This window comes from Blastococcus sp. LR1, from assembly GCF_020166105.1.
GTDB lineage: Bacteria > Actinomycetota > Actinomycetes > Mycobacteriales > Geodermatophilaceae > Blastococcus.
In genome coordinates this window covers 96795-123199 of record NZ_JAIUJY010000005.1, presented here as the reverse complement: position 1 = coordinate 123199, position 26405 = coordinate 96795, and the positions used below count along the sequence as shown (strand labels likewise).

The 26405-nt window shown below is 73.4% G+C and carries 28 protein-coding genes and 2 tRNA genes; 11 read left to right on the top strand and 19 right to left on the bottom strand.

What is annotated here, in order from left to right; all coding sequences use genetic code 11:
- Both LBW97_RS15520 and LBW97_RS15515 read right to left on the bottom strand, forming a co-directional pair.
- Nucleotides 1–225: a biotin/lipoyl-binding carrier protein gene (locus LBW97_RS15520; RefSeq protein WP_224500260.1), complete on the bottom strand. Its 225-nt coding sequence runs from the start codon at nucleotides 223–225 to the stop codon at nucleotides 1–3.
- A gap of 55 nt (nucleotides 226–280) precedes the next feature.
- On the bottom strand, nucleotides 281–1327 hold the full coding sequence (locus LBW97_RS15515) for a biotin carboxylase N-terminal domain-containing protein (protein WP_224500259.1): 1047 nt from the start codon (nucleotides 1325–1327) through the stop codon (nucleotides 281–283).
- Between the two features lie 172 nt (nucleotides 1328–1499).
- On the opposite strand from LBW97_RS15515, the gene LBW97_RS20635 reads away from it, so the two are divergent.
- A complete protein-coding gene (locus LBW97_RS20635; protein WP_099459150.1) occupies nucleotides 1500–1574 on the top strand; it encodes a 50S ribosomal protein bL37 in 75 nt (24 codons plus the stop codon).
- 74 nt (nucleotides 1575–1648) lie between these two features.
- Here the strand turns inward: LBW97_RS20635 and rsrA are convergent, their stop codons facing one another.
- Nucleotides 1649–1978: a mycothiol system anti-sigma-R factor gene (rsrA, locus tag LBW97_RS15510; protein WP_224500258.1), complete on the bottom strand. Its 330-nt coding sequence runs from the start codon at nucleotides 1976–1978 to the stop codon at nucleotides 1649–1651.
- Nucleotides 1978–2670: a sigma-70 family RNA polymerase sigma factor gene (locus tag LBW97_RS15505; protein ID WP_308010486.1), complete on the bottom strand. Its 693-nt coding sequence runs from the start codon at nucleotides 2668–2670 to the stop codon at nucleotides 1978–1980. The genes rsrA and LBW97_RS15505 overlap by 1 nt, the downstream gene beginning before the upstream one ends.
- Nucleotides 2671–2867: 197 nt before the next feature.
- Between LBW97_RS15505 and ybaK the strand changes: the two genes are divergently transcribed.
- On the top strand, nucleotides 2868–3341 hold the full coding sequence (gene ybaK, locus LBW97_RS15500) for a Cys-tRNA(Pro) deacylase (protein ID WP_224500257.1): 474 nt from the start codon (nucleotides 2868–2870) through the stop codon (nucleotides 3339–3341).
- Here ybaK and LBW97_RS15495 read toward each other — a convergent pair.
- Nucleotides 3338–4861: a fused MFS/spermidine synthase gene (locus LBW97_RS15495; protein WP_224500256.1), complete on the bottom strand. Its 1524-nt coding sequence runs from the start codon at nucleotides 4859–4861 to the stop codon at nucleotides 3338–3340. The genes ybaK and LBW97_RS15495 overlap by 4 nt on opposite strands.
- A gap of 1 nt (nucleotide 4862) precedes the next feature.
- Nucleotides 4863–5609 (bottom strand): SOS response-associated peptidase, encoded by a 747-nt coding sequence (locus LBW97_RS15490; protein WP_224500255.1) that lies wholly within the window; start codon nucleotides 5607–5609, stop codon nucleotides 4863–4865.
- Nucleotides 5610–5745: 136 nt separating this feature from the next.
- Between LBW97_RS15490 and LBW97_RS15485 the strand changes: the two genes are divergently transcribed.
- From LBW97_RS15485 to rsgA, 3 genes are read left to right on the top strand one after another with little or no spacing between them, the layout of a single operon-like run.
- A complete protein-coding gene (locus LBW97_RS15485; protein ID WP_224500254.1) occupies nucleotides 5746–7209 on the top strand; it encodes an NAD-dependent succinate-semialdehyde dehydrogenase in 1464 nt (487 codons plus the stop codon).
- Between the two features lie 34 nt (nucleotides 7210–7243).
- A complete protein-coding gene (aroA, locus tag LBW97_RS15480) occupies nucleotides 7244–8527 on the top strand; it encodes a 3-phosphoshikimate 1-carboxyvinyltransferase (protein ID WP_224500253.1) in 1284 nt (427 codons plus the stop codon).
- Between the two features lie 26 nt (nucleotides 8528–8553).
- A complete protein-coding gene (gene rsgA, locus LBW97_RS15475) occupies nucleotides 8554–9543 on the top strand; it encodes a ribosome small subunit-dependent GTPase A (protein WP_224500252.1) in 990 nt (329 codons plus the stop codon).
- 71 nt (nucleotides 9544–9614) lie between these two features.
- Here rsgA and LBW97_RS15470 read toward each other — a convergent pair whose 3' ends face one another.
- On the bottom strand, nucleotides 9615–10319 hold the full coding sequence (locus LBW97_RS15470) for a hypothetical protein (protein ID WP_224500251.1): 705 nt from the start codon (nucleotides 10317–10319) through the stop codon (nucleotides 9615–9617).
- Nucleotides 10320–10333: 14 nt separating this feature from the next.
- Nucleotides 10334–10870 carry a DUF2087 domain-containing protein gene (locus tag LBW97_RS15465; RefSeq protein WP_224500250.1) on the bottom strand — a complete coding sequence of 179 codons (537 nt, stop codon included), beginning with the start codon at nucleotides 10868–10870 and terminating at the stop codon, nucleotides 10334–10336.
- Between the two features lie 97 nt (nucleotides 10871–10967).
- Between LBW97_RS15465 and hisN the strand changes: the two genes are divergently transcribed.
- Nucleotides 10968–11744, top strand: a complete 777-nt coding sequence (hisN, locus tag LBW97_RS15460) for a histidinol-phosphatase (RefSeq protein WP_374490079.1) — start codon at nucleotides 10968–10970, stop codon at nucleotides 11742–11744.
- A gap of 24 nt (nucleotides 11745–11768) precedes the next feature.
- On the opposite strand, the gene LBW97_RS15455 is transcribed toward hisN, so the two are convergent.
- The 4 genes from LBW97_RS15455 to map form a co-directional block, all read right to left on the bottom strand.
- Nucleotides 11769–11954 (bottom strand): hypothetical protein, encoded by a 186-nt coding sequence (locus LBW97_RS15455; RefSeq protein ID WP_224500248.1) that lies wholly within the window; start codon nucleotides 11952–11954, stop codon nucleotides 11769–11771.
- Between the two features lie 105 nt (nucleotides 11955–12059).
- Nucleotides 12060–13850 (bottom strand): FGGY family carbohydrate kinase, encoded by a 1791-nt coding sequence (locus LBW97_RS15450; RefSeq protein ID WP_224500247.1) that lies wholly within the window; start codon nucleotides 13848–13850, stop codon nucleotides 12060–12062.
- A complete protein-coding gene (locus tag LBW97_RS15445) occupies nucleotides 13847–14842 on the bottom strand; it encodes an aldo/keto reductase (RefSeq protein ID WP_224500246.1) in 996 nt (331 codons plus the stop codon). The genes LBW97_RS15450 and LBW97_RS15445 overlap by 4 nt, the downstream gene beginning before the upstream one ends.
- A 57-nt stretch (nucleotides 14843–14899) precedes the next feature.
- The gene (gene map / locus LBW97_RS15440; RefSeq protein WP_224500245.1) at nucleotides 14900–15670 is read right to left on the bottom strand and encodes a type I methionyl aminopeptidase; all 771 of its coding nucleotides are present in this window, start codon (nucleotides 15668–15670) and stop codon (nucleotides 14900–14902) included.
- A gap of 52 nt (nucleotides 15671–15722) precedes the next feature.
- On the opposite strand from map, the gene LBW97_RS15435 reads away from it, so the two are divergent.
- Both LBW97_RS15435 and LBW97_RS15430 read left to right on the top strand, forming a co-directional pair.
- A complete protein-coding gene (locus LBW97_RS15435) occupies nucleotides 15723–15992 on the top strand; it encodes a helix-turn-helix domain-containing protein (protein WP_224500244.1) in 270 nt (89 codons plus the stop codon).
- A gap of 74 nt (nucleotides 15993–16066) precedes the next feature.
- Complete coding sequence (locus LBW97_RS15430) at nucleotides 16067–16576, top strand: VOC family protein (RefSeq protein WP_224500243.1); 510 nt, start codon at nucleotides 16067–16069, stop codon at nucleotides 16574–16576.
- Between the two features lie 51 nt (nucleotides 16577–16627).
- On the opposite strand, the gene LBW97_RS15425 is transcribed toward LBW97_RS15430, so the two are convergent.
- The 4 genes from LBW97_RS15425 to LBW97_RS15410 form a co-directional block, all read right to left on the bottom strand.
- Nucleotides 16628–16915, bottom strand: a complete 288-nt coding sequence (locus LBW97_RS15425) for a GNAT family N-acetyltransferase (RefSeq protein WP_224500242.1) — start codon at nucleotides 16913–16915, stop codon at nucleotides 16628–16630.
- An 8-nt stretch (nucleotides 16916–16923) separates the two neighbouring features.
- Nucleotides 16924–17142 carry a ferredoxin gene (locus LBW97_RS15420; RefSeq protein ID WP_224500241.1) on the bottom strand — a complete coding sequence of 73 codons (219 nt, stop codon included), beginning with the start codon at nucleotides 17140–17142 and terminating at the stop codon, nucleotides 16924–16926.
- Nucleotides 17139–18452 (bottom strand): cytochrome P450, encoded by a 1314-nt coding sequence (locus LBW97_RS15415; RefSeq protein ID WP_224500240.1) that lies wholly within the window; start codon nucleotides 18450–18452, stop codon nucleotides 17139–17141. The genes LBW97_RS15420 and LBW97_RS15415 overlap by 4 nt, the downstream gene beginning before the upstream one ends.
- A gap of 166 nt (nucleotides 18453–18618) precedes the next feature.
- Nucleotides 18619–18695: transfer RNA gene (locus tag LBW97_RS15410), tRNA-Met, on the bottom strand.
- A gap of 67 nt (nucleotides 18696–18762) precedes the next feature.
- On the opposite strand from LBW97_RS15410, the gene LBW97_RS15405 reads away from it, so the two are divergent.
- Both LBW97_RS15405 and LBW97_RS15400 read left to right on the top strand, forming a co-directional pair.
- Nucleotides 18763–19833: an aminotransferase class V-fold PLP-dependent enzyme gene (locus LBW97_RS15405; RefSeq protein ID WP_224500239.1), complete on the top strand. Its 1071-nt coding sequence runs from the start codon at nucleotides 18763–18765 to the stop codon at nucleotides 19831–19833.
- Nucleotides 19834–19946: 113 nt separating this feature from the next.
- Complete coding sequence (locus tag LBW97_RS15400; protein WP_224500238.1) at nucleotides 19947–20486, top strand: hypothetical protein; 540 nt, start codon at nucleotides 19947–19949, stop codon at nucleotides 20484–20486.
- 81 nt (nucleotides 20487–20567) lie between these two features.
- Here the strand turns inward: LBW97_RS15400 and LBW97_RS15395 are convergent.
- The 3 genes from LBW97_RS15395 to LBW97_RS15385 form a co-directional block, all read right to left on the bottom strand.
- Nucleotides 20568–20644 (bottom strand) — tRNA-Met (locus tag LBW97_RS15395).
- A 74-nt stretch (nucleotides 20645–20718) separates the two neighbouring features.
- Nucleotides 20719–23664: a UPF0182 family protein gene (locus LBW97_RS15390; protein ID WP_224500507.1), complete on the bottom strand. Its 2946-nt coding sequence runs from the start codon at nucleotides 23662–23664 to the stop codon at nucleotides 20719–20721.
- Between the two features lie 243 nt (nucleotides 23665–23907).
- Nucleotides 23908–24930 (bottom strand): S16 family serine protease, encoded by a 1023-nt coding sequence (locus LBW97_RS15385; RefSeq protein WP_224500237.1) that lies wholly within the window; start codon nucleotides 24928–24930, stop codon nucleotides 23908–23910.
- Between the two features lie 92 nt (nucleotides 24931–25022).
- Here LBW97_RS15385 and LBW97_RS15380 point away from each other — a divergent pair, with 92 nt between their 5' ends.
- Complete coding sequence (locus LBW97_RS15380) at nucleotides 25023–26387, top strand: zinc-dependent metalloprotease (RefSeq protein ID WP_224500236.1); 1365 nt, start codon at nucleotides 25023–25025, stop codon at nucleotides 26385–26387.
- The last annotated feature ends 18 nt before the right edge of the window (nucleotides 26388–26405 follow it).

Here is a 26405-nt window from a genome sequence, read left to right as displayed (position 1 = left end):
TCAGGCGGCGGCGACGGTGGCGATGAGGTCGCCCTCCTGGAGGACCTCCCCCTCCACCACGTGCATCTCCTGCACGGTCCCCGCGTGCTCGGTCAGCACCGGGATCTCCATCTTCATGGACTCGAGGATCACCAGCGTGTCCCCTGCGGACACCTGCGTCCCCGGTGCCACGAGCACCTTCCAGACGCTGGAGACCATCTCCGCGTGGATCTCCTCGACCGCCACCGCGACCTCCTGCTCACACCGTCTGCGAGCCCTCATCCAAGCACGCGGACGGCCGTCAGCTGCGTGGCAGCGCCTGGTCTGCGGCGAGTCGCCCCAGCACCGCGCACACCTCCGCGCCGTCGTGCGGCACCCCTGCGTCAGGCAGGCCGGACAGCACCTGGCTCGCCGCGCGCGCAGCGGTCGCCGTATCGGCGGCCCCGGCGCTCACGGTGGCCAGCAGGGCGTCGTACCAGCCGTCCAGCCGGTCCCCGGGGTCGTAGCCGGTGACCGCGACCAGGTCCACGTCCGGAGAGGGCGCCGGGGTCCGGCCCGAGCCGGGCAGCCGGCCGGTGATCCGGCCGGCGGTGCCGGGCGGGAGGGTCGACCGCAGCTGGACGGCGACGGCGGAGCGCGGCTCGTGCCCGGCGGCGGCCGCAGCGGTGTCCCGCGGGCCGGCGGCGCTGCGCAGCGCGAGCTCCACGGCGTCGACCCCGTGCACACGCTCGAGCACGGCCATGTCCAGGGAGAAGCCGGCGGCGACCTCGGCGAGTTCGCCGTCCGGCGAGATGCCCACGGTCACCAGACCGCGCCACCCGAGCTCCGGCAGCCTGCGCGCAGCGGCCGGCAGCTGCTCGGGGACATCCGGGGTCCACGACACGCGGGCGATCCCCGCCGCCCGGTCGCGGGCCACCGGCGTGGTGAAGCGCAGCCCCTCGGCGGTCACCCACGCCAGGAAGCCGCGCTCGCTGGCCGGCTCGACGCCGTCGCCACCCAGCCGTTCGAGCACCTCGGGATCCGGGCCGATCCAGCGCAGGCCGGCGGCGAGCACCGCCGAGGCCAGCCGCGCGTTCCCCGCCAGTGCCGGCGGGACCGGGAGCACCGCCTCGACCCCGGTCCGCCGGGCGGCCTCGACGATGCGGTCGACGGCCAGGTAGCTCTCCGCGGCCGGCGCCGGTCCCAGGAGGACGGCGTCGTCGGCCAGCCGCACGTGCCGGGCGGAGCGCTCGGACTCGCTGTGCACCGCCACGGCCTTCACGCCGAGCCGTTCGCACGCGGCGACCGCGGCACAGCCGGCCGGCCCTCGTCCCGCGACCAGAACGCTCTCGATCTCCAGCTGCGGCACTGCGATTTCCTCCTGCGTTCCCCTGCCCGGCGAAGTCGCCGGGTTCCCCGTGAGAGGCTTGTCGCGTCAGCTTGGCGGGTTCGGCGACGCCGCGCACGATACGTGTGCCGCATCTCGACCCCGCGAGAACCAGGGCCGCCCGGCCCACCTGCACCGGAAGAGGAGGGCAGCGATGTCCAAGCGTGGACGCAAGCGTCGCAGCCGCAAGGGGAGCAAGGCCAACCACGGCAAGCGCCCCAACGCCTGACGGCCGCAGAAGCGCCCCACCTCCGCACACGCGGAGATGGGGCGCTTCTTCGTCTTCCGGGGCGGTTCCGGCTGCTACTCGGCGGTGCGCTCGATCGTGACGCGCTCGACGCTGATCTGCGTGCCGTCCTCCTCGAAGGACACGCTGGTCAGCTGCATCTTGATCCTGTCGCGCAGACCCGACGGCGGCTTGTCACCACCGCAGCGGCGGCGCACCAGCGCCTTGAACTCCTGCTCGATGCCGAACTCGCGCAGACACGAGGAACAGTCCTCGAGGTGCTCGGCGATCACCGCCCGGCGGTCGTCGTTCGTCTCGTTGTCGAGGAACTCGAAGACGTGCGTCAGGACGTCGTCGCACGAGTTGATCTCGATCGGCTCACCGGCACGCGCAGCGTCGTCGCTCATCACTTGCTCGCTTCCTCACCGGCACCGGCACGGACGAAGCCGCGCTCGCGGGCGTAGTCGGCCAGCAGCTTCTGCAGGCCCCGCCTCCCGCGGTGCAGCCGGGACATCACCGTGCCGATGGGCGTGCCCATGATCTCGGCGATCTCCTTGTAGGCGAAGCCCTCGACGTCGGCCAGGTAGACCGCCAGGCGGAAGTCCTCGGGCAGCTGCTGCAGGGCCTCCTTGATGTCGGAGTCCGGCAGGTGGTCCAGCGCCTCGATCTCGGCCGACCGCAGGCCGGTGGAGCTGTGCTCCTCGGCGGCGTACAGCTGCCAGTCCTGCACCTGCTCGGTGGGGTACTGCTGCGGCTGCCGCTGCTTCTTGCGGTAGCTGTTGATGTAGGTGTTCGTCAGGATCCGGTACAGCCAGGCCTTGAGGTTGGTCCCCTCGGCGAACTGGTGGAACGCGGAGTAGGCCTTGACGAACGTCTCCTGGACCAGGTCCTCGGCGTCGGCCGGGTTGCGGGTCATCCGCAGGGCCGCCGGGTACAGCTGGTCGAGGAAGGGCAGCGCGTCACGCTCGAACCGGGCGTCGCGCTCGGCACGGGTCTCGGCGACCTCGGTCCGGCTGCCGCCTTCACGGGCCTCGGGCACCTCTACGGGTGCGGCCACGGGCAGCTGGCCAGGGTTCTCGACCGCGGACTCTTCAGGCACCGACCGTCCTCTCTGAGGCCCCCGGACGCGGGGCGCCACATCGGTCGATCCTAGCCGCGCGGCGTCGGGGCGGCCCGGGGGACGCCGGTGCGCGACCCTCGGACGGGTGCTGGAGACGGTGCTGCTCACGGCCGGTGCAACGGCACCCCCCGCCGGACGCATTCCCCGGTCGGCAGATATCGCTACAGTCCCGCGCCGTGGCGGCGACCCCGGCGGTGCGGATCCTGGAGCAGGCGAAGGTGCCGCACGTGCTGCACCCCTACGACCCGGAGCACCCCTCCGACCAGGGACACGGCGAGGCCGCGGTGGCCGCACTGGGCGCCGATCCGCGGCAGGTGTTCAAGACCCTGGTGGCACGCGTGGACGGGGCGCTGACGGTGGCGGTGGTCCCGGTCAGCGGCACCCTCGACCTCAAGGCGCTCGCCGCGGCGGCGGGCGGACGGAAGGCCGCCATGGCCGATCCGGTCGACGCCGAACGGGCCACCGGGTACGTGCTGGGCGGGATCAGCCCGCTAGGCCAGAAGAAGTCGCTGCCCACGGTCGTCGACTCCTCTGCACTGGAGTTCGCCACGGTCATGGTCAGCGCCGGCAAGCGGGGGCTGCAGCTGGAGCTGGCCCCGGGCGAGCTGGTGCGGCTCACCCGCGCCCGCACCGCACCGATCGGCCGCTAGGGCTGGCCGTAAGGGGTCAGCAGCTGGTCGACCGGCGCGAAGTCGTCGGTCAGGACGTCGGCGTCGCCGACGAACCGGTCGAGCCCCTCCCTCTCGGCGACCTGCCACGCCAGGTCCTGATCCCGCAGCGCCTCGGCGATCGCGTCGACCGGCAGCGGGCTCCGCGAGGCCACCGCCACCAGGTTCCCGCCGTCCTCCCCCGCCAGCACCGGTGCGCGCGCCAGCAGGGCCACGTGCCCGAACACCTCCCGCATCGTCGCCAGCTCCGCGCGGACGAAGGCCAGCGGCGGGTGGTCGATGAGGTTGACCGCGTAGACGCCGTCGTCGGTCAGCGACCGGTCGACCAGCTCGAGGGCCTCCCGGGTGGTCAGCTGCCAGGGCACCGACAGCCCGCCGAACGCATCGCCCACGACGAGGTTCCGCTCCCCCGCCGACTCCTCGGCCAGGCCGACGCGACCGTCGGCGACCCGCACCTGCAGCTCGTCCGACGTCTCCAGGCCGAGCTGCTCGCGGTCCATCGCGACGACCCCGGGATCGACCTCGATCACCAGGCTGCGAGTGCCCGGTCGCACCTCCGCCAGGTACCGGGGCACCGTCAGCCCCCCGCCGCCGACGTGCAGCGCGGAGATCGGCTCGCCCGCGGGGAACGCCGCGTCGGTGACCGCGGCGACCGCCCGCACGTACTCGAACTCCAGGTGGGTGGGGTCGGCGAGGTCGACGTAGGAGTGCCGCAGGGTGCCGAGCAGCAGCACCCGGCCGGTGTCCCGCTCCGGATCGGCCACCACCCGCGCGCAGTGGTACGCGGTCTCCTCCTCGCAGGGCGTCGGCGCGACGGCGGCGAGCACGCCACCGCCCACCGCGAGCACCAGCAGTCCGACGGGCAGCCGGCCGGCGCCCGGCACCCGCCGCAGCAGCACCGCGACGGCGATGCCGGTGAGTGCGGTGACCGCACCCGTGCCGACGAGGATCACGCTGCTGGGGAGGATCGCGACCAGGACGAAGCCGGTGGCGAAGGTCGCGGCGATGCCGCCGAGCGTGCCGATGCCCGACAGCCGCCCGACGACCGCGCCGGTCTCGTCGAGGCTGGCCAGCTGCAGCTTCACCACCATCGGCGGCACCGCCGAGAGCAGCGCCGCCGGCACGACCACGGCGACCGCGGCCAGCAGCAGGACTCCCCCGGCATCCGCGCCGGAGAGCGCCTCGCCGGTGAAGCGCACCAGCGGCAGCACGGCGACGATCAGCGCGCCCCCGGCGACCATCAGCGGGGCCAGCAGCCGGCGCGGATCGGCCTGGTCGGCCACCGCACCGCCGACCCACGCGCCCAGCGCGATGGCGGCCAGGGCGAAGCCGATCACCGCCGTGCTGGTCTGCACGGTGACGCCGACGTAGGGGGCGATCAGCCTCAGGCCCACGATCTCCAGCACCAGGACGGCGCCGGAGGACAGGAAGGTGATCGCGGCCGCCACCCACGGAGGCAGCGCGGTGCCGCCAGGCGGTGCGGCCTCGTCCCGGACGGCCACGTCAGAAGAGCGCGGGCTGGTCGGCCGGTTCGCTGACCGACTCCGCGCGGGCGGTGAGCTCCGGGCCGTTGACGCGCACGTTGTTCACCGCCGTGCTGACCGGCCGCAGCTCCAGTGCGGCGACGACCTCGGGCGGTGTGGGTTCGACCAGCTCGGTGACGTCCTCCCGAGCCGGATCGAGCCAGTCGGCCCAGCGGTCGGGCGGCAGCACCAGCGGCATCCGGTCGTGGATCTCGGTCAGCGCCCCGGTCGCCGGGGCGGTGACGACGGTGCAGGTGTAGAGCCGGTCCTCTCCCCTGCCCCAGACCTCCCAGAGGCCGGCCATCGCGAGCACCGAACCGTCCTCCGGGGTGATGAAGTACGGCTGCTTCGTGGGTGAGTCCAGGCGCTTGGCCCACTCGTACCAGCCGTCGGCCGGCACCAGGCACCGCCGCGACGCCGCCGCCTTGCGGAAGGCCGGCTTCTCGGTGAGCGACTCGACCCGGGCGTTGAGCATCCGGTTGCCGACCGAGACGTCCTTGGCCCACGAGGGCACCAGGCCCCAGCGGACCGCGCGCAGCTCGCGGTGGCCACCACCGGTGGGCAGCCCCTCGGCGTCCCGCTCCTTGGCGTGCCGCACGACGTAGACGTCCTTGGTCGGCGCCACGTTGTAGTCGGCGGCCAGCGCCGGCTGCCCCTCGGACCGGACCGCCTCGAACTCGAGCGCGAGATCCTCGGGCTTGCGGCTGGCCGCGTAACGACCGCACATCGGCGCCTCCTCAGGGGCACTGGCTGACCGTTCGCACTCTAGGTCGGCCCATCGACACCGGCCGCCGCGCCGGCCCTCGGAACCTCCGCGTACCCCCCGCTGTCGCAACCGGCGCCGAGAGACGAGGATCACCACCGTGACCGTGACGCAGAACCCAGCCACCGACCAGCCGAAGACCGCCAGCGACAGCGCCGCGCGGCGGTACGCGACGGTGAACCCCTTCACCGGCGAGACGGAGAAGGAGTTCGACTTCACCCCGACCGAGGCCGTCGACGGCATCATCGGGCGGGCGCACGCCGCCTACCAGGAGTGGCGACAGCGCTCCGTCGAGGACCGGGCCGCCGTGGTCCGCCGCGCCGCCGAGCTGATGGACGAGCGCATCCACGACCTCGCCGCCCTCACCACCAAGGAGATGGGCAAGCGCACCGAGGAGGCCGTCGGCGAGCTCTTCCTCTGCTCGATGATCCTCAAGTACTACGCGGACAACGGCCCGGCCTTCCTGCAGCCCACGCCCATCCAGCCGCTGTTCGGCGGCGGTGACGCCGTCGTCGAGACCCAGCCGGTCGGTGCCCTGCTGGCCATCGAGCCGTGGAACTACCCCTACTACCAGGTGGTCCGCGTGGCCGGCCCGAACCTGGTGCTCGGCAACACCGTGATCCTCAAGCACGCCGAGATCGTTCCGCAGTGCGCCGAGGCCATCGAGAAGCTCTTCACCGACGCCGGGGCCCCCGAGGGCGTCTTCACCAACACGTTCCTGAAGATCGACGACGTCGAGCAGGTCGTCGCCGACCCGCGCATCGCCGGCGTCACGCTGACCGGCAGCGAGCGCGCGGGCAGCGCGGTCGGTGCGCTCGCCGGCAAGCACCTCAAGAAGTCGGTGCTCGAGCTCGGCGGCAGCGACCCGTTCATCGTCCTCGACGCCGACAACCTGGCGGCGACGGTCAAGGCCGCGACGACCGGCCGGATGCAGAACACCGGCCAGGCCTGCATCGCCGCCAAGCGGATGATCGTCCCGGAGAACGTCTACGACTCCTTCGTGGCCGGCATGCAGCAGGCGTTCGCCACCTTCGCCCCCGGCGACCCGACCGACCCGGCGACGTCGCTGGCGCCGCTGTCCTCGGAGCAGGCCGCCAAGGACCTGCACGCGCAGATCCAGGACGCGATCGACAAGGGCGCCACGGTGCTCGCCGGTGGCGGACGGCCGGACCTGCCCGGCGCCTTCGTCGAGCCGACCCTGCTCGCCGACGTCACCCCGGACATGCGGGCGTACCACGAGGAGCTCTTCGGCCCCGCCGCGGTGATCTACAAGGTCAAGGACGAGGACGAGGCCGTCGAGCTGGCCAACAACACCGTCTACGGCCTGGGCGCCACGGTCATGAGCAGCGACCTCGACCGCGGTCGCGCGGTGGCCGAGCGGATCGAGGCCGGCATGGTCTGGATCAACCAGCCCACCGCCTCCTCCCCCGAGCTGCCCTTCGGCGGGATCAAGCGGTCCGGCTACGGCCGCGAGCTCTCCGAGATGGCGATGTTCGAGTTCGCCAACCGCCGGCTCACCCGCGTGGTGCCGGCGAAGAAGGCCGACAAGCCGCAGGCGGGCTGAACGGGTGCGGCGCGCGACCGGGCAGACTGACTCCGTGCCTGATGTCTGGTCCGCGCCGCACCACCCGGCTCCCGTCGACGCCGTCGTCGGTCTGCCGGGCTCCAAGTCGCTCACCGCACGCGCGCTGATCCTCGCCGCGATCGCCGACGGCCCGAGCCGGCTCGTGCGTCCGCTCCGGGCGCGGGACACCGACCTCATGGCCGGTGCCCTGCGGGCCCTCGGCGTGCGGATCGACGAGGACGGCGCCGACTGGGTGGTGTCCCCCGCGCCGCTGCGCGGGCCGGCCACCGTCGACGCCGGCCTGGCCGGGACGATCCTGCGGTTCCTGCCACCGGTCGCCGCCCTGGCCGACGGCGACGTGACCGTCGACGGCGACCCCCGGCTGCACGAGCGGCCCAACGCCGGGCTGATCGCGGCGCTCCGCGACCTCGGCGTCGGGGTGGACGACGACGGCCGTGGGCGAGCCCCCTTCACCGTGCGCGGCACCGGCCGGGTGCGTGGAGGTGCGGTGACCGTGGACGCGAGCGAGTCCTCGCAGATCGTCTCCGGGCTGCTGCTGGCCGCCGCCCGCTTCGACGAGGGCATCGACCTGTCGCTGGCCGGCGGCGTCCCGTCGATGCCGCACGTCGAGATGACCGTGACGACGCTGCGCGAGCACGGCGTGCAGGTCACCGCGACCGAGCGCGGGTGGCGCGTCGTCCCCGGCCCGATCGCGGCGCTGGACCGCGTCGTCGAGCCCGACCTCTCCAACGCGGCTCCCTTCCTCGCCGCCGCGCTGGCCACGGGCGGGCAGGTGACGGTGCGGGACTGGCCGGAGGTCACCACCCAGCCGGGCGCGCAGCTCGACCGCCTGCTGTCCGAGATGGGTGCCTCGGTCGAGCGGACCCCCGACGGCGACCTGCGCGTCACGGGCACCGGCGTCGTCCGCCCGCTGGTCGCCGACCTGAGCGAGGTCGGCGAGCTGACGCCGGTGCTGGCCGCGCTGTGCGCGCTCGCCGAAGGCCCCTCCCGGCTGACCGGCGTCGCGCACCTGCGCGGGCACGAGACCGACCGACTGCAGGCCCTCGACGAGGTGCTCACCGCCGTGGGCGCCCGCGTGCGGCAGCTGCCCGACGGCCTGGAGATCGAGCCAGGGCCAGGACGGCCGGCGCGACTGGATTCCTACGCCGACCACCGCATGGTCATGGCCGCCGCCGTCCTCGGCCTGGCGATCGACGGCGTGACGGTGGCCGACCCCGGCGCGGTCACCAAGACGCTGCCGGACTTCCGCGAGCGGTGGGCCGGGTTGCTCGGCGAGCCGATCGGAGCAGCCCGCTGAGCGGGCACCAGCGCGACGCCCGGCGGATGGACGAGGACGACGTCCGCGTCCGCCCCGGCCGGCGGGGCTCCCGCCCGCGCACGCGGACCCGCCCCACGCACGACGACGCCGTCCCGGGGCTCGTCATCGCCGTCGACCGCGGCAGGATGCAGGTACGGGTCGAGGGACCCGAGGGGCCGGTGGACGTCACCACCATGCGCGCCCGGGAGCTCGGCAAGCACGGCGTCGTCGTCGGTGACCGGGTGCGGGTGGTGGGCGACACCAGCGGACGCACCGACAGCCTGGCCCGGATCGTGACCATCCAGGAGCGGACGACGTCACTGCGCCGTACTGCCGACGACACCGACCCCACCGAGCGGGTCGTCGTCGCGAACGCCGACCTGCTGGTGATCGTCACCTCGGTCACCGATCCCGATCCGGCGCTGGGCTTCCTGGACCGCTGCCTGGTGGCCGCCTACGCCGGTGGGCTGGAACCCCTGCTCTGCCTGACGAAGACCGATCTGGCCTCCGCCCAGCCGCTGCTGGACCGCTATTCGGGGCTGCACCTGAACGCCGTGCCGATGTCCCGCGAGCACCCGCTGGACGACCTGCTCGGCCGCATCCGCGACCGGATGAGCGTGTTCGTCGGCCAGTCCGGGGTCGGCAAGTCGACGCTGGTCAACCGGCTCGTTCCCGACGCACTCCGCGCCACCGGTGACGTGAGCAAGATCGGCAAGGGGCGGCACACGTCGTCGTCGGCAGTACTCTTCGACCTGCCCGGCGGCGGCACCGTCATCGACACCCCGGGCATCCGGTCGTTCGGGCTGGCGCACGTGAGTGCCGGCGACGTCCTCTCCGCGTTCGACGAGATGGCCGAGGTCGCTGCCGACTGCCCGCCCCTGTGCGGCCACACCGCCGAGGACCCCGACTGCGCGCTGGACACGTGGGCCGCGGCGGGCCCGCAGCAGCGGCGTGACCAGCTCATCGCGCTGCGGGTGCTGCTCGCCGCCGTCGGCCAGGTCGGCCCCGGCTACTGAGCGAAAGGACCCCGTCCCCCTCACCCCTCGCACGCTCGGGTCGAGCCTCCGGACGGGGCCGTTCCAGCACGTCACCACCGTCGGCGCGGCTCGACGAACACGTCGTCGGCCAGGGGCTCGTCTACGGCCTCGATCTGCAGGTCGTGGCCGCGGCCGGAGATCTCGCCGCCGATCGCCGCGGTGGAGACGCAGACCCCGGTCTGCACGTCGAGCCGCACCCGGAACGCCTCGGGATAGACCGCGAGCAGGTGTTCCGGGTGGTCGCGGTACTCGTCCAGGTCGATGGTCCGCGTACGCAGCAGCGGGCAGCAGCCGCAGCGCGGTTCGTAGGCGTCGGTCGGCCGGACCACGGCCTCCCAGGCGGGCCGCCCGCCGTGCTCGACCTCCACGAGGGAGTCCAGCGCCAGCGCGGGCACCAGCACGTCGGTGTCTGGATCCCGACCGTCGGCGAGTTCCACCGGATCGAGCATCGCCACCCAGTGGTAGTTCAGATACATCGGGTCGTCGAGGTCGTGGTCCCACGACCGGCGCCGCTCCGCGACCAGTCCGTCAGGTCGCAGCCCAGGCACCGGTGCGGCGGTCCTCCCCGGCTCACGGACCACCTGCAGCAGGGCACCGTCCAGCGACTCCACACGGCAGACATCGGGCCGGCGCAGCCACGCCCGGACCTCGCCGGTCTTCCACGGGTCGTGGGGCCAGCCGACGGTGAAGCGCAGCGTCGTCCAGCGCCACGGCGAGGACCGGGCGAGGGCGGCGAAGTCATCAGGCGTGGGCACGGGGGTCCCCCTCTTCATACCTCGACGTAGCCGCCGCTGCGCCAGTAGACGCCAGCCTCGCGCGTGAGGAACTGCTCGTCGACCAGGTACCGGCGCAGCGCCGCGACGTCGGGGTGCCAGACGGCGAGCAGCGCGTTCACCTCGCGCTCCGGATAGCGCACGCCCGGCTCGAAGACCCGCACCAGGTGGTCGAGCACCACGAGTCGCTTGCTCCGCTGCACCGGGATCGACGTCAGCCGACCGTCGCGCACGAACGCCGTGAGGACGGCGTCCTGCGCCGGGTCGTCGGACAGCGGCGCGGGCGGCGGGGCCGACTCCGCCGCGGCCCGGGCGGCGGCGCCGAAGCTCTCGGTGCGCAGCGACAGCGCGTGCCCGTCGCGGTGCACCAGCCCGGCGCGCCCCAGCCGGCGAGCGGCCAGCGCGACGTCCTTGAGCCCGAGCCCGGACGCCTCCGCCACCTCCTCGATCGTGCCCGCGCCGAGCGCCAGCGCCGCCACCACCTTCAGTCGCGCGGGGTCCGCGAGCAGCCCCGCGATCGTCGCTGCGTCCACACCCGCGACCGTATCGCCGCGCCCGCCTGCGGCGGGTTGGGACCGCACACCGCTAGGTTGGGTGCCCATGACGTCGGGGCGGGGCTTTTCAGAGGACATGCGGCTGGCACACGTGCTGGCCGACCAGGCCGACTCGATCAGCATGGACCGCTTCAAGGCCCAGGACCTGACGGTCGACACGAAGCCCGACCTCACGCCGGTCACCGACGCCGACCGCGCCGTCGAGGAGCAGCTGCGGATCACCCTCAGCCGGGCCCGCACCCGCGACGCGGTGATGGGCGAGGAGTTCGGGACGACCGGCCACGGCTCCCGCAAGTGGATCCTCGACCCGATCGACGGCACGAAGAACTTCGTCCGCGGCGTGCCTGTGTGGGCGACGCTGATCGCGCTGGTCGACGGCGACGAGCCGGTCGTCGGACTCGTCTCCGCGCCGGCCCTGAACCGGCGCTGGTGGGCAGCCAAGGACGTCGGCGCCTGGACCGGACGCCGCCTCGAGTCGGCCACCCGCTGCCGCGTCTCCGAGGTCGGCGAGCTCGGTGACGCGAGCCTGAGCTACTCCAGCCTCTCGGGGTGGGAGGAGCGCAACCTGCTGGGCGGCTTCCTCGACCTCACCCGCTCGGTGTGGCGGACCCGCGCCTACGGCGACTTCTGGAGCTACGTGCTGCTCGCCGAGGGCGCGGTGGACGTCGCCTGCGAGCCCGAGGTCTCGCTGTGGGACCTGGCCGCCCTCGACGTGATCGTGCGGGAGGCCGGCGGCCGGTTCACCGACGTCACCGGCGTCCCCGGTCCGGCCGGTGGCAGTGCGCTGGCCAGCAACGGCAAGCTGCACGACGCCGCGCTGGACCTGCTGCGACCCCGGCCCACCGCCGTCTGACAGCAGCGGGCCGGCCTCGGTCGGTCAGCGGGTGGGGCCGGCTCCGGTGCCGCGTCCGCCACCCTGGATGCGCCGGCGCACGTCGTCGATCTTCGCGCGCGTCTTCGGGTCCTTGGCCAGGTCCTGCGCCTTGACCGTGGCCTGCTGGATCGCCTGCTTCGTCTTGGGGTTGTTCGCCAGCTGGACGACCTTGTTGAACAGCGACGCCATGGTGGGCCCGCCTTCCCTGCTCGCCGGGGCCGTGGTCGGCCTCGCGCATTCGTTGAACGGTGCCCGGCGCGGCCCGGTTCCATGCGTGGGCGCCCAGCAGCGGGGTCAGCGGCGGGGCTCCACCAGCGGCCCGGGCGCCCGGTGGGGCGCGACCTCGAGGCCGACGGCGGAGGCGGCGAGCAGCGCCGCCCCGATCGCCGAGGCGCTGCGCAGCGGCCGGTGCCGGACCGGGCGGCCCAGGGCGTCGGCGAGAAGCTGCTGGACCAGCGCCGACCGCCCGCCACCGCCGGTGAGCACCACCGGTGCACCGTCGGCAACGCCGAGCAGCGCCGCTGCGTCGGCGACGGCCCGGACCACCCCGTCGACGGCGGCCCGCGCGAGGTGCGCCCTCGTCGTCCCCGCGCCCAGACCGTCCCAGCCCGCGCGGTCCTCCGGGCCGGCGACCCCGCCGCGCTCACCGGTCAGGAAGGGCCGGAACACCGCTCCCCCGGCGTCCGGAACCGACGCGGCGGCCGCGAAGAACTCCGGCCAGGAGAACCCCAGCACGTCGCACACCCAGGCCCAGGCCGAGCCGCCGTTGCGCAGTGCGGCCATCGCGTACCAGCTCCCGTCGGCGTCGGCATAGCCGTGCACGACCGGGTCCTCCGCGGGCGCCGGCGTCCATCCCGGACGCAGCACCTGCGCCCCGGTACCCAGGTTCACCTGCAGCCCGGAGCGGGTTCCCGCGGCCAGCAGTGCCAGCGGGGTGTCCGCCGCGCCCACGACGACCGGCACCTCGCCTCCCGGGAGGGACGCCGTCCCGACCACCTCGGCCGAGGGCCGCACCGCAGGGAGGAGCCGCGGCGGCACCGGGACGGCGGCGGACCAGTCGTCGGCGACGACGTCCCACAGCAGCGTGGCCGAGGCGTCGCTGCGGTCGGTGACCAGCGCGCTGCCCGGAACCAGCGCCGTCCGGAACGCGTCCTTGGGCAGCAGCACGGCGGCGGCGCCCTCGACCAGCTCCGGCTCGTGGACGGTGAGCCAGGCCAGCATCGGACCGGTCATCCCGGGCACCAGCGGGTTGGCCAGCGCCGCGCGGTCGGCGGCAGGCATCGACCGCCAGCGGGCCAGCTCCGCCGTCGCCCGGGAGTCCGGCCACAGGATCGCCGGGCGCAGCGCCCGGCCCGTGGGGTCGACGAGGACGGCGCCGTGCATCTGCCCGGACAACCCGAGGCCCCGCACCTGCGCCCCGCGCAGGTCCAGAGCGCCGAGGGCCGCGTCGAACGCAGTGCGCCAGACCGCGACGTCGATCTCGGCCCGATCGGGCGCCGGACGGTCGTGGTCGTACCCCGCCTCGGCCTCGGCGACCACGGCGCCGGTCTCGTCCAGGGCGACCACCTTCAGTCCGCTGGTGCCCAGGTCCGCGCCCAGCAGGACGGCGGTCACCGGGCCGGGTACCGCAGGCGCGTGGCCAGCAGGCCCCAGACCGAAGCTGAGGGCGCCCACGACGAGGACGACGACCAGGATCGGAACCACGTCGCCCGGTTCGGTGGCATCGGTCCGGGCCAGCGGTTCACCGGCGTCGGAGTGCCACTGGATCCGAACCGTGTCGCCGACGGCGAACAGCCCCGCGCAGGTGCCGACGTAGCCCTGGCGGCCGGCGGGATCCACGACGTCGTACCGGGAGTGGGAGCACCGGTCGCGCTTGGACTCCCGCGCGTCGGGCGCCGGCCCGGTCCAGTCCTCGACCACCCCGGTGACAGTTCCGCGCACGACGGGCTGACCCCAGTACGCGCGGTCCTGGGCGAACACCGTGACCACGATCGCGCCCACGACGACGACGAGCAGCACTGCGGTGAACGCCGCCGGGGCCCAGCGTCGCTTCCGCAGCGGCACCCGGACCGCCGGCTCGCTCACGCGCCGCGCTCGGGGCTGTCGCCGTAGGTGTAGCCGGCGTCCGGGTACCGGCTTCCCTCGGTGGTCGGGGCGATCTCGTCGAGCCGCCGCACGTCCTCGGCGGTGAGCTCGACCTCGACGGCCGCTCCGTTCTCCTCCAGGTAGCTGCGCCGCTTGGTGCCCGGGATCGGGACGACGTCGTCGCCCTGCGCCAGCACCCAGGCCAGCGCGAGCTGCCCGGCCGAGCAGCCCTTCTCCTCCGCCAGCGTGCGCACGGCGTCGACCAGACGCAGGTTGGCCTCGAACGCCGCGCCCTGGAACCGCGGGTGGTTGCGGCGGAAGTCGTCCTCGTCGAAGTCGGCCGGGCTGGTGATCGCCCCGGTGAGGAAACCGCGGCCGAGCGGGCTGAACGGCACGATGCCGATCCCGTGCTCGCGGGCCACGCCCAGGACCTCACCTTCCAGGTCGCGGGTCCACAGCGACCACTCGCTCTGCAGGGCCGCGATGGGGTGCACGGCCACGGCACGGCGGATCGACGCAGCACTCGCCTCCGAGAGCCCGAGGTGCCGCACCTTGCCCTGGGCGACGAGCTCGGCCATCGCACCGACGGTGTCCTCGATCGGGACCTTCGGGTCGACGCGGTGCTGGTAGTAGAGGTCGATGACGTCGACGCCCAGCCGGCGCAGACTCGCCTCGGCGCACGCGCGCACGTTCTCCGGACGGCCGTCGATGCGCATGCCGCCGTCGGTGCGCGACAACGAGAACTTCGTGGCCAGCTGGACCTCGTCGCGGCGGCCGGCGATCGCCTCGCCGACCAGCTCCTCGTTGTGCCCGTCGCCGTAGACGTCGGAGGTGTCGAGGAAGGTGACGCCGAGGTCGAGCGCGCGGCGGATCGTCGCGATCGACTCCGTGCGATCGGCGGCCCCGTACATCTGACTCATGCCCATGCAGCCCAGGCCGAGGGTGGAGACGCGAAGGTCGCCGAGGGTGCGGGTGCCGACGGAAGAGGTCATGCCCGCATCCTCGCCCCCCGGTTTCCGGCCCCGCCACCGGGCCGGAGGCGCCGTCCGTCAGCGCGGAAGGGTGAGGATCCTCGGTCCGTCCTCGGTCACGGCGACGGTGTGCTCGACGTGCGCGGCGCGGCTGCCGTCGGCGCTGCGCAGCGTCCAGCCGTCGGCGTCCACGGTGTAGTCGTCGGAGCCGCCGGCCAGGAACCAGGGCTCGATCGCGATGACCAGGCCGGCCCGCAGCGGCACCCCGCGGCCGGGGCGGCCCTCGTTGGGCACCGACGGCGCCTCGTGCATGGACCGCCCGACCCCGTGGCCGCCCTGATCGGTGTTGATGCCGCACCCGCCGGCCCGGCCCACGGCGCCGATCGCGGCGGAGATGTCACCGACCCGGTTGCCGACGACCGCCGCCGCGATGCCGGCGGCCAGCGCCCGCTCGGTGGTCGCGACGAGCTCGAGGTCCTCGGGCCGGGGCGTGCCGATCGGATAGGTCATCGCGGCGTCGCCGACCCAGCCGTCGAGAGTCGCGCCGGCGTCGACGCTGAGCAGGTCGCCGTCCTGCAGCGTGTCGGGGGTCGGGATGCCGTGCAGGGCGACGTCGTTGACCGAGAGGCACAGCACGCCCGGGAACGGCGGGGTGGTCGGCAGCGGCGCGTAGTCGAGGAACGGCGAGGTCGCGCCGGCGGCGGCGAGCACGTCACGGGCGATGGAATCGAGCTGGGTGAGCCGGACGCCGGGCACCGCCGCGGCCCTCACAGCGGCGTGCATGTCGGCGACCACCGCCCCAGCGGCGCGCATCGCGTCCAGCTCGCCGGGGGTGCGGAGCTCGATCACGGTTCCTCCTCGGTGATGCCGGTATTGCTATCCCGGTATTACTATCACGGCCATGGTGCGCCCCCCGCTGACGGTCGAGGAGCGGGAACGCGGCCGCCGCCTGGGAGCCCTGCTGCGCGAGGCCCGCGGGACGCGCAGCCCCGCCGCGATCTCGGCCGCCTCGGGGGTCAGCCTGGAGGCACTGCGCAAGATCGAGTCCGGCCGTGTCCCGACCCCGGCGTTCTTCACCGTGGCCGCGCTCGCCGCCGCGCTGGACGTGCCGCTGGACCGCCTCGTGGACGATCTGTCCCCGCCCCGGGACGACACCGCACTGACGGCCTGAGCCCAGCGGGAAGCAGATCCCCCGCTCGACGGTTGCGCCGGACAGACGTCCCGACCCAGGAGGATCCCGCGACCGTGAGCACCACCGAAAGCACCCGCGACCTGGACGCGCTCGAGACCGCGCGCGCCCGCATCCGCGAGACGCACCTGCGCCCGGCCGGCGAGCGCCCCGCCTCCACGGCCCGCGGCCTGCACCACACCGCGCTCATCAGCAGCGACGTGGAGCAGACGGTGCGCTTCTACCAGGACGTGCTGGGCTTCCCGCTCACCGAGCTGATCGAGAACCGCGATTACCCGGGCTCCTCGCACTTCTTCTTCGACATCGGCAACGACAACCTGCTGGCCTTCTTCGACTTCCCGGGGCTGGACGTCGGCCCGTACGCCGAGGTGCTCGGCGGGCTGCACCACATGGCGATCAGCGTCGACCCCGTGCGCTGGGAGAAGCTGATCGAGCGGCTGACCGAGGCCGGGATCGAGCACGAGGTGCACAGCGGCGTCTCGGTCTACTTCCGCGACCCCGACGGCGCCCGCATCGAGCTCATCGCCGACCCGCTCGGCGAGATGTACGGCCACCAGGTCCTCTGAGACGCGAGAAGGGGCGCCGACGGTCGTCGGCGCCCCTTCGTCGTCCCCGGGTCACTCCTTGTCGGCGACCAGGTCCGCGTAGTCGGGGTGCCGCTCGATCCAGCCCGCGACGAACGAGCAGCTGGGGACGACGCGCCCGCCCTTCGCCCGGACCTCGTCCAGCGCGGCGCGCACGAGCTGGCTGCCGAGCCCGGACTCTCCGGCGTCGGGGTCGATCTCGGTGTGGGTGAAGACGACGGTGTCGCCGCGGCGCTGGTAGGCCGCGAGTCCGAGTACGCGATCACCGTCGCGGATCTCGAACCGGTCGGTCTCGGGGACATCGATGACGGTGGGCTCCATGTGCGGGGTCAACCGGCGGGAGCCGGGGACTGTTCCGGCACCAGCGCCAGCGCACGCGTCGGGCACTGGCGCACCGCCTCCTCGACGTCGCGCAGCTCCCTCTCCACCGGCTCCGCTCGCAGCACCGCCACGACGCCGTCGTCCCCGACCTCGAAGAAGTCCGGCGCCAGCAGCTCGCACGCCCCCGATCCCACGCACCGCTCGCCGTCGAGCTCGATCCGCGTCATGCGGCTCCTCCGAGCCGCGCGGGCAGCCGCTTGAGCCCGTTGACGAACGAGGAGCGCAGTCGCGAGGGCGGACCGGTGATCTCCAGGTCCGGCAGCTGCTCGAAGATCTTGCGGAAGGTCACCGCGAGCTCCCGCCGGGCCAGGTGCGCGCCGAGGCAGAAGTGCGGGCCCTTGGAGCCGAAGCCGACGTGCGGGTTGGGATCGCGCGACACGTCGAACCGCTGCGGCTCGGCGAACACCTCGGGGTCGCGGTTGGCCGCCGCGTAGAACAGCAGGAACTTGTCGCCGGCGGAGAACCGGTAGCCGTTCAGCTCGCCGTCCTGGGTGGCCGTCCGGCGCATCCAGGTGACCGGGCTGGTCCAGCGCACGATCTCCTCGATCGCGGTCCGGGTGAGTCCGGGGTCGGCGACCCAGCGGGCGCGCTCCTCCGGGTTCTCCTGCAGGACGAGGAGCCCCTGGGAGATGGCGTTGCGGGTGGTCTCGTTGCCGGCGACCAGCAGCAGGATGAAGAACGAGCCGATCTCCTGGTGGGTGAGCTTCTCGCCGTCCACCTCGGTCGTGACCAGCGCGGTGGTGAGGTCGTCGCGAGGCTCCGCCACCCGGTCCGCGGCCAGCCGCTCCATCAGGCCGCCGAGCTCGATGCCGGCCATGAGCAGCGCGGTGAGCGGGTCGTCCTGGTCCTCCACCAGCTCCGGATCGCCGCCGGAGAGGATCACGTTGGACGCCGCCAGGACCATCGCCCGGTCCTCCTCGGGCACGCCCATCATGTCGCAGATGACCCGCAGCGGGATCGGGGCGGCGATGTCCGCGACGACGTCGATCGCGCCGTCCCCGTCGGCAGCCTTCCTGCGCGCCGCGGCCAGGACGTCGTCGACGACGAGCTCCACCGAGCCGATGACCCGCTCGAGCATCCGCGGCGTGAAGGTCTTGGACACGATGCGGCGGATCCGGGCGTGCCGGGGGTCGTCCATGCTGATCAGCGAGCCGTAGAACTCGTTGAGATCGGCCGGGATGTCCTGGATGGACACCGCTCCGCTGCCGGAGCAGAAGACGGCCGGCTGGGAGCTGATCGCCTCCAGGTCCGCGTACCGGGTGATCGCGTGGTACCCCGGGCCGACCGGCAGGTTCGGGATCTCGGGCTCGGCGAAGAACGCGAAGGGGCGCTCCTGCCGCAGCCGGTCGAAGACGGCGTGCCGCTCGGCCGGCGGGCACACCCAGAAGTCGCGGTCGGAGAGATCGATGCCGAGATCCTCGGCGCCGGCCCGCCGAGGCGGCGGAACGGTTCCCTGCGGTGCTGCGTCGACGGACACCTGGCACTCCCCTGCGATCGGATGTGCCCGAACGCTAGAAGCCAGGAGGGGTGATCCACAACACACGACGCCACATCCGCACCAGGAAGGTTGCAGAACGCACGTGTGACCGGCCGACCCGGGAACGACGAAGGCCCGGTCCCTGGAGGGGACCGGGCCTTCGTGGTGGTAGCGGGGACAGGATTCGAACCTGCGACCTCTGGGTTATGAGCCCAGCGAGCTACCGAGCTGCTCCACCCCGCGTCGGTAGAACCACTGTAGCACCCTGACGGCGACCGTCCTCCGGCCCCACCCGACCGAGCGGAGCACCGTGCCCGACACCCCCGCAGACCCGGCGCTGCTGCGCGCACAGGCGGAGTTCTCCCCGGAGACGACGTACCTGAACACCGCCGCCGTCGGGCTCCCACCCCGGCGCACCGTGGAGGCCGTGCAGGCGGCGCTGACCACCTGGCAGGCCGGTCGCGCGCACGCCCCCGAGTACGACGTCGCCGTGCGCAGCGCCCGCTCCGCCTACGCCTCCCTGGTCGGCGTCCGGCCGGAGGACGTCGCGATCGGCAGCACCGTCAGCGCGTTCGCCGGGCTGGTCGCCGCCTCCCTCCCGGACGGCAGCGAGGTGCTCACCGCAGCCGGGGAGTTCACCAGCGTACTGTTCCCGTTCCTCGCCCAGGCCGACCGTGGGGTGCGGGTCCGGGAGGTACCCCTGGACGACCTCCCCGACGCGGTGCGCCCGACGACGACGCTCGTCGCCGTCTCCGCGGTGCAGTCGGCCGACGGCCGGCTCGCGGACCTCGACGCCCTGACGGCAGCGACCGAGGCCACCGGCGCCCGGGTGCTGCTGGACACCACGCAGGCCGTCGGATGGCTGCCGGTCGACGCCGGCCGCTTCGCCTACACGACCGGCGGTGGCTACAAGTGGCTGCTCGGCCCCCGCGGGACCTGCTTCGCCACCGTGCGGGCCGACGCACTGGACGACCTCGTGCCGCACTCCGCGGGCTGGTACGCCGGCGAGGACCCGTGGACCAGCATCTACGGATCGCCGCTCCGGTTGGCCGCCGACGCCCGGAGGTTCGACGTCTCCCCCGCCTGGCTGTCCTGGGTGGGCCAGGCGCCGGCGCTCGAGCTGCTGGCCTCCGTGAGCCGGGACGCCCTGCACGCCCACACCGTCGGGCTGGCGACCCGGTTCCGGACCGCGGTCGGCCTGCCGCCGGGGAACTCGGCGATCGTGAGCGTGGCGGTCACCCCCGGCACGGAGGAGTCGCTGGACGCCGCCGGAATCGTCGCCGGCATGCGGGCCGGGCGCCTGCGACTGGCCTTCCACCTCTCGAACACGACGGCGGACGCCGACCTCGCGGCGGAGGTGCTCTCCGGCCGCCTGCGGTGACCGACGAGGCAGTGCTGTGCTCGTGCGGACCGTGTGGCAGCCCCGTCACACCCGCCTCAGGAGAAGTGCGCGCCTTCCCGGTGGGCTGATCCCCCGCGCCTACAGTCCGGCTCGTGGCTGGGGACATGACGACGAGCGCCTTCGTCGGGGACCCCCAGCCGGTGGAGATCCACCACATCGGGATCTGGTACTCCGGCGAGCTGCTCGGCTGGCGGCACACTCCCGACGGCCGGGTGTCGGCCCGCGTGAGGTGCACCGTGGACGGGCTGCGGCACTCGACGTGGAAGGACCTCTCCGAGCTCCGGCTCCCCGACCCCGCGCACCCGCCGCGGCGCGAGTCCTATCCGGCGACCCCCGCCCGCCCGGTGGCCGAGGCTCAGGCGACCGACGTGGACGACGACGACCGGACGCGGCCGAACAACCAGTTCACCGGACTCAGCGTCCGCCCGAGCAAGCCGGCGCACGTCACCGCTCCCCCGGCTCCGCCGGTTCCGCTCGTCGCCCGGACGGCGGGGCAGCCGGTTCCCTCTGCGCGGCCCCGGCCGACGCCGTACCGCCGCACCGAGACCGCCGACCAGTCCGACCCGTGGTCGCGGGACTGGACGGCCGACCGCTCCTGGGGCAGCCAGGACGAGCGCCTCAGCCCCGTGTGACCCGCGGCCCCGCCTGATCGGCGCGGCCAGGACCTGTCGAACGACGAAGGCCCGGTCCCTGAGGGGACCGGGCCTTCGTGGTGGTAGCGGGGACAGGATTCGAACCTGCGACCTCTGGGTTATGAGCCCAGCGAGCTACCGAGCTGCTCCACCCCGCGTCGGTAGAACGACTGTAACAGGTGCCGGGACCCGGTGACCCACCCCCGGGGGTGGGTCACCGGGTCCGGCCGGATCAGCCGCCTCCGCCGCCCGCCTGCTGGTACGCCTCGACCGCACGCTGGAGGTCGGCCAGCGCCTGCCCCTGGGCGGCGAAGTCGCCGGAGCGCTGCGCGTCGGCGAGCCGGTCCAGAGCCGAGTTCAGCTCCGACACCGCGGCATCTATACCGGGCGCGGGGGCCGGTCCGCCGTCCGGAGCAGGCGGCGGGGGCGGTGCCGGAGTGGTCGGCGCCGGGTCCTCGTCGCCTCCGCCGTCGGTGGCCGACTCCCCGGCTCCGTCGCCGAACACCTGGTCCAGCGCCTCGCCGAGGGTGTCGGCGTAGCCCACCCGGTCGCCGTAGTTCACCAGGACCTTCCGCAGCAGCGGGAAGGAGTTCGCCCCGGTGCCCTCGACGTAGAGCGGCTCGACGTAGAGCAGCCCGTCGGTCCCGATCGGCAGCGTCAGCAGGTTGCCGAACACCGGCTTGGAGTCCGCGCTGCGGAACAGGTTCAGGTCGCGCGCGACGTCGTCGTCGGTGTTGAACGACTGCTGGACCTGCTGCGGCCCCTTGAACGGGGTGTTGGCCGGCAATCGCAGGACCTGCAGCTCCCCGTAGGTCTCCGGATCGCTGGACGCGGAGATGAACGACGACAGGTTCTGCCGGTTGAACGCGTTGAGCGCGCTGGTCAGCTGGAACGTGGCCTCGTTCTCGCCCGGGCGCTGGGCCAGGATGTAGTACGGCGGCTGCGCCTCGGCCTGGCCGCCCCGGGTCGGGTCGTCCGGCACCTGCCAGCGGTCGTTGCTGTTGTAGAAGTCCTGCGGGTCGTCGACGTGGTAGCGGGTGAGGACGTCCCGCTGGACCTTGAACAGGTCCTCCGGGTAGCGGACGTGGCTGATCAGCTCGTCGCTCATGTCGCTGCGCGGCTCGATGACGCCCGGGAAGGCCTTCATGAACGTCCGGAGGACCGGGTCCTCCTCGTCCCAGGCGTAGAGCGTGATCGTGCCGTCGTAGGCGTCGACGGTGGCCTTCACCGAGTTCCGGATGTAGTTGAACGTCTCGTCCGGGAGCGCGGTCGTCCCCGTGCCGGTGAGCGCGTCGGCCGCGGCCTCGCCGAGCTGACGCTGCTCGGCGTAGGGGTAGGCGTCCGACGTCGTGTAGCCGTCGAGCATCCAGGTGATCCGCCCGTCGATGACCGCCGGATAGGGGTCGCCGTCGACCTCGAGGAACGGCGCCGCCTTCTCCACGCGCTCACGGGGATCGCGGACGTAGAGCACCTTCGAGGCGTCGTTGACCGCGCTGGAGAGGAGGAAGTTCCGCTCCCGGTAGTGGATCGCGAACGTCAGCTGCCGGAAGAAGCTGCCGATCGAGACGCCGCCCTCGCCGTCGTAGGTGTTCTTGATCTGCCCCTCGTCGGAGCTGCCCTCGGGGCGGTCGAACTCACCGGGGGCGCTGCCCTCGGTCGCGCCGACGACGGAGTAGACGTCCTGGCCCTGGTCCTGGATCAGCTCGCCGTAGTAGACCCGGCTCTGCTCCACCTCGATGTTGCCGCGGGTCGGCAGGTCACGGGTGGTGAAGTCGGGAACGCCGCCCTCGCGCACCGAGACGACCTCGTTGGCCGGCGCGGCCACGAACCCGTTGCCGTGCGTGTAGACGGTGTGCCGGTTGATCCAGCTGGCCTGGTTCTCCGACAGATCGGCGCTGTTGAGTTCCCGGACGGCCACGACGTAGTCGCGGGTCTCCATCTCGCCGGTCTCCGGGTCCGGCAGCTCGTACCGGTCGATGTCGAGCTTCTCGGGGAAGCCGTACACGTTGCGGATCTGCTGGCGCGCGGTGAACGTGTCCGAGAGGACGTTCGGGTCCAGCAGGCGCGCGTTCTGGATCGTCTCGGTCTCCTGGCGCACCTGCGCCAGCGCGGTCTCGGGGTCGACCTGGTCGCCGGTCGTCTCCTGCGCGAACTCGACGTAGTCGATGTCGCTCAGGTCGTACGCCTCGCGGGTCGACTCGATCGCCCGATCGATGTACGGCGCCTCCTTCTCGTTGGCGCTGGGCTTGACCACGAACTGCTGGACGATCGCCGGGTAGGCGACGCCGATCACCAGGCTGGTCACGAGCAGCAGCACGAGCGCCATCGCCGGCAGCAGGAAGTTGCGGACGACGATGTTGGCGAAGAAGGCGACGGCGCAGACGCCGGCGACCCAGACCAGGATGGTCTTGGAGACCAGCAGCGCGTTGACGTCGGTGTAGCTGGCGCCGGTGAACTCGCCGCCGCGGTTGGAGTAGACCAGTCCGTACCGGTCCAGCCAGTAGGCGACGGACTTCAGCGCGACGAAGACGCCGACGAGGACCGACAGCTGGACCCGCGCCGCGGCGGTCAGCTTCTGCCCCGGGGTCTGCAGCCGCAGCCCACCGAAGACGTAGTGCGTGAGCAGCGAGCCGATCAGCGCCAGGATGGCGATCGCGAACCCGAAGCCCAGCAGCAGCCGGTAGAACGGGTAGTCGAAGACGAAGAACGACACGTCCACACCGAACTGCGGGTCCACGCGACCGAAGTCGGTGCTGTTGCGGAACGACAGCCACGTCTCCCAGCTCGCCTGGGCGGTGAAGCCGGCGAAGAGGCCGAGGACGACCGCGATGGCGGTGAGCACCAGGCCGCGGCGCGGCTCCAGCGACTGCCGGTACCGCTCGAGGTTCTGCTGCTCCAGCGACATGGGGCGGAACGCGGGACGGAACCGGTAGGCCAGGTACATGGCCAGCGCGGTCAGTCCGCCGGTGGCGACACCGGCGACGGCGAACAACATCGCCCGCGTCTGCAGCTCGGTCCAGAAGACCTCGGTGAACCCGGTCTCGTCGAACCAGAGGTAGTCGACGTAGACGTTGGTGAGGGTGCCCACGACGGTGAAGAGCACCAGCAGGACGGCGATGGCGCCGATGACCAGCTTCGCTCGCCGCGACAGCGTCGGCACCGGCACGGGGGGCCGCATGGCCACAGCGGTCTCCTTCAGTTGCAGGCGTGGCGACGAGGCCACGCGACGATCGACCGCGAGGGTCCGGTGGTGCACCGCGGGGTGCTCCCCCGGCCTCCCTGGACAACGCACCGAACGGCGCGTGGTTCCCGGCGGGTCGCCGGGGCCGGCGGCCCCTGCGGCCGGGGCCCAGCTTCCCCCACCGGGACGACGTCGTGCCGCCCGGCCCGCGCGCGAGGCGCAAGGAAGGCCGAGGGGGCCTCAGCAGCTCTCGGGCGTCCGTCCGGCGCGCAGGTCGGCGAGGGCCTCGAGGGCGTCGTCGAGCGTGGCCACGCGGGCCATCGGGACGCCGGCGTCGGGCGCCGCGGCCGCCTCCGCGCAGTTGTCGGCAGGGACGAGGAACAGCTCGGCGCCGATGTCGCGGGCGGCGACCATCTTCAGGGGGATGCCGCCGATCGGGCCGACCGCGCCGTCGAGGGTGATGGTCCCGGTCCCGGCCACCACCTTGCCGCCGGTGAGGTCCTCGTCGCCGACCAGGTCGAGGATCCCGAGGGTGAGCATCAGCCCCGCGGACGGTCCGCCGACGTCGGCCACCTGGATGTCGATGTCGAAGGGCGCGGCGGGCTGGTCGAGCACCGAGACCCCGAGGAGCGAGCCCTCGCGCTCGTCGGCCGCGCGCGTGGTGACCGTCGTCGTCCCCGGCCGGCCGAGGCGGGTGTAGGAGACCTCGACCTCGGTTCCGGCCGGGATGCCGGTCAGGACGTCGCCGAGCACCTTCGCGTCGGGCACCGCCCGGCCGTCCACGGACTCCAGGGCGTCCCCCTCCTCGAGCCGCCCCTCGGACGGCGAGTCCCCGGGCACGTCGCGGACGACGACCTTCTGGGGGTAGCCGAGCTCGCCGAGCGCCACGCTCTCGGCCGCCTGCTCCGAGGTGATGAACGCCTCGCGGTTGACCCGGCGGGTCTCCTCCTCGCTGCGGTCGGGCGGGTACACGGCCTCCTCGGGGACGATCGCGACCTCGTCGTCGAACCAGCCGCGCACCGCCTGGACCAGGCTCAGGCCGCCGCGGCTCACGCCGACGGTCGTGAGGTTGAGGTTGCCCTCGGTCTCGTTCCGGTCCCGGCCCTCGACGACGATGATCGGCTCCCCCTCGATGTCCCCGAGGGTGTTGTAGGTCGGTCCCGGAACCTGTGCCACGTAGGGCACGGGCACGGTCGTCCCGAGCACGCCGAACAGCAGCAGCAGCACGGCACCCACACTGAGCACGGCGATCCGACGGGTCACGACCGGCCAGGGTACGGGCCTGCGCCCCGCCGTCCGCTGACAGCGCACCAGGAGCACCGCCACCGGAAGATCACCGCGTCTACCGTGGACCCATGAGCGACGTGCCCTTCGGCTTCGGCCCGCCCGACCGCGACCCCGAGCGCCGCGACCCGAACCAGGGTGGCAACCCCGCCGGTGACCCGTTCGGTCTCGGCGCCCTGTTCGGCGGGATGGCCGGCGGCGGGTCGCCGGAGGACGTGCTGGGCAAGATGCCGCTGTTCGCGGAGCTGCAGAAGCTCATGAACTGGTCCGGCGGCCCGGTGAACTGGGACCTCGCCCGCCAGGGCGCGATCAGCTCGCTGGCCGCCGGGCACCAGCCCGCCTCGGACGCGGAGCGCTCGGCCGCCGCGGAGTCGCTGCGGCTGGCCGACCTGTGGCTGGACCAGGTCACGGAGCTGCCCTCGGGCATCGAGCGCACCGCCGCGTGGTCCCGCGTGGAGTGGGTGGAGAAGACCCTGCCGGCCTGGGGCGCGCTCATCGACCCGCTCGCCGAACGGGTGGTGGCGGCGATGACCAGTGCCCTCCCCCAGGAAGCAGCGATGTCCTTCGGCCCGATCGCCGGGATCATGGGCCGGATGGGCGGCGTCATGTTCGGCGCCCAGGTGGGTCAGGCGCTCGGCAAGCTCGCCGAGGAGGTGCTCACCAGCACCGACGTCGGCCTGCCCCTCGCCCCCGCCGGCACCGGCGTCCTGGTGCCGCAGAACCTGGCCTCCTTCGCCGAGGGGCTCGATCGGCCCGCCGACGAGGTGCGGCTCTTCGTCGCCCTCCGCGAGGCCGCGTCACAGCGCCTGTTCGCGCACGTCCCGTGGCTGCGCCAGCAGCTGCAGGACGCGGTGCACGCCTACGCCCGCGGCATCACCATCGACCGCGAGGCGATCGAGCGCGGCATCAACGAGGCCATGTCCGGCGGCATGGGCGGCGGGCTGGACCCCAGCGACCCGGAGAGCATCCAGCGACTGCTGAGCTCCGGGCTGCTCGAGCCCGCGGAGACTCCCGAGCAGCAGATGGCGCTGCGCCGGCTGGAGACGCTCCTGGCACTCGTGGAGGGCTGGGTCGACGTCGTCGTCGCGGCGGCTGCGGCCGACCGGCTGCCCGGGCACGGCGCGCTGGCCGAGACGATGCGCCGTCGTCGGGCCTCGGGCGGCCCGGCGGAGCAGACCTTCGCGACCCTGGTCGGCCTGCAGCTGCGGCCGCGCCGGCTGCGGGACGCCGCCACGGTCTGGGGCGCGATGGCCCAGCAGCACGGCAGCGACGCCCGGGACGCTCTCTGGTCGCACCCGGACCTGCTGCCCACCTCCGACGACCTGGACGAGCCGATGGACTTCGTCGCCCGTCAGGGTCTGGACGACGAACTGGCCCAGCTCACCGCCGACGACGCCCGCCGCGACGACGACGACGAGGACTCCGCCAGCGGATGACGTGCTGGAACGGCCCTC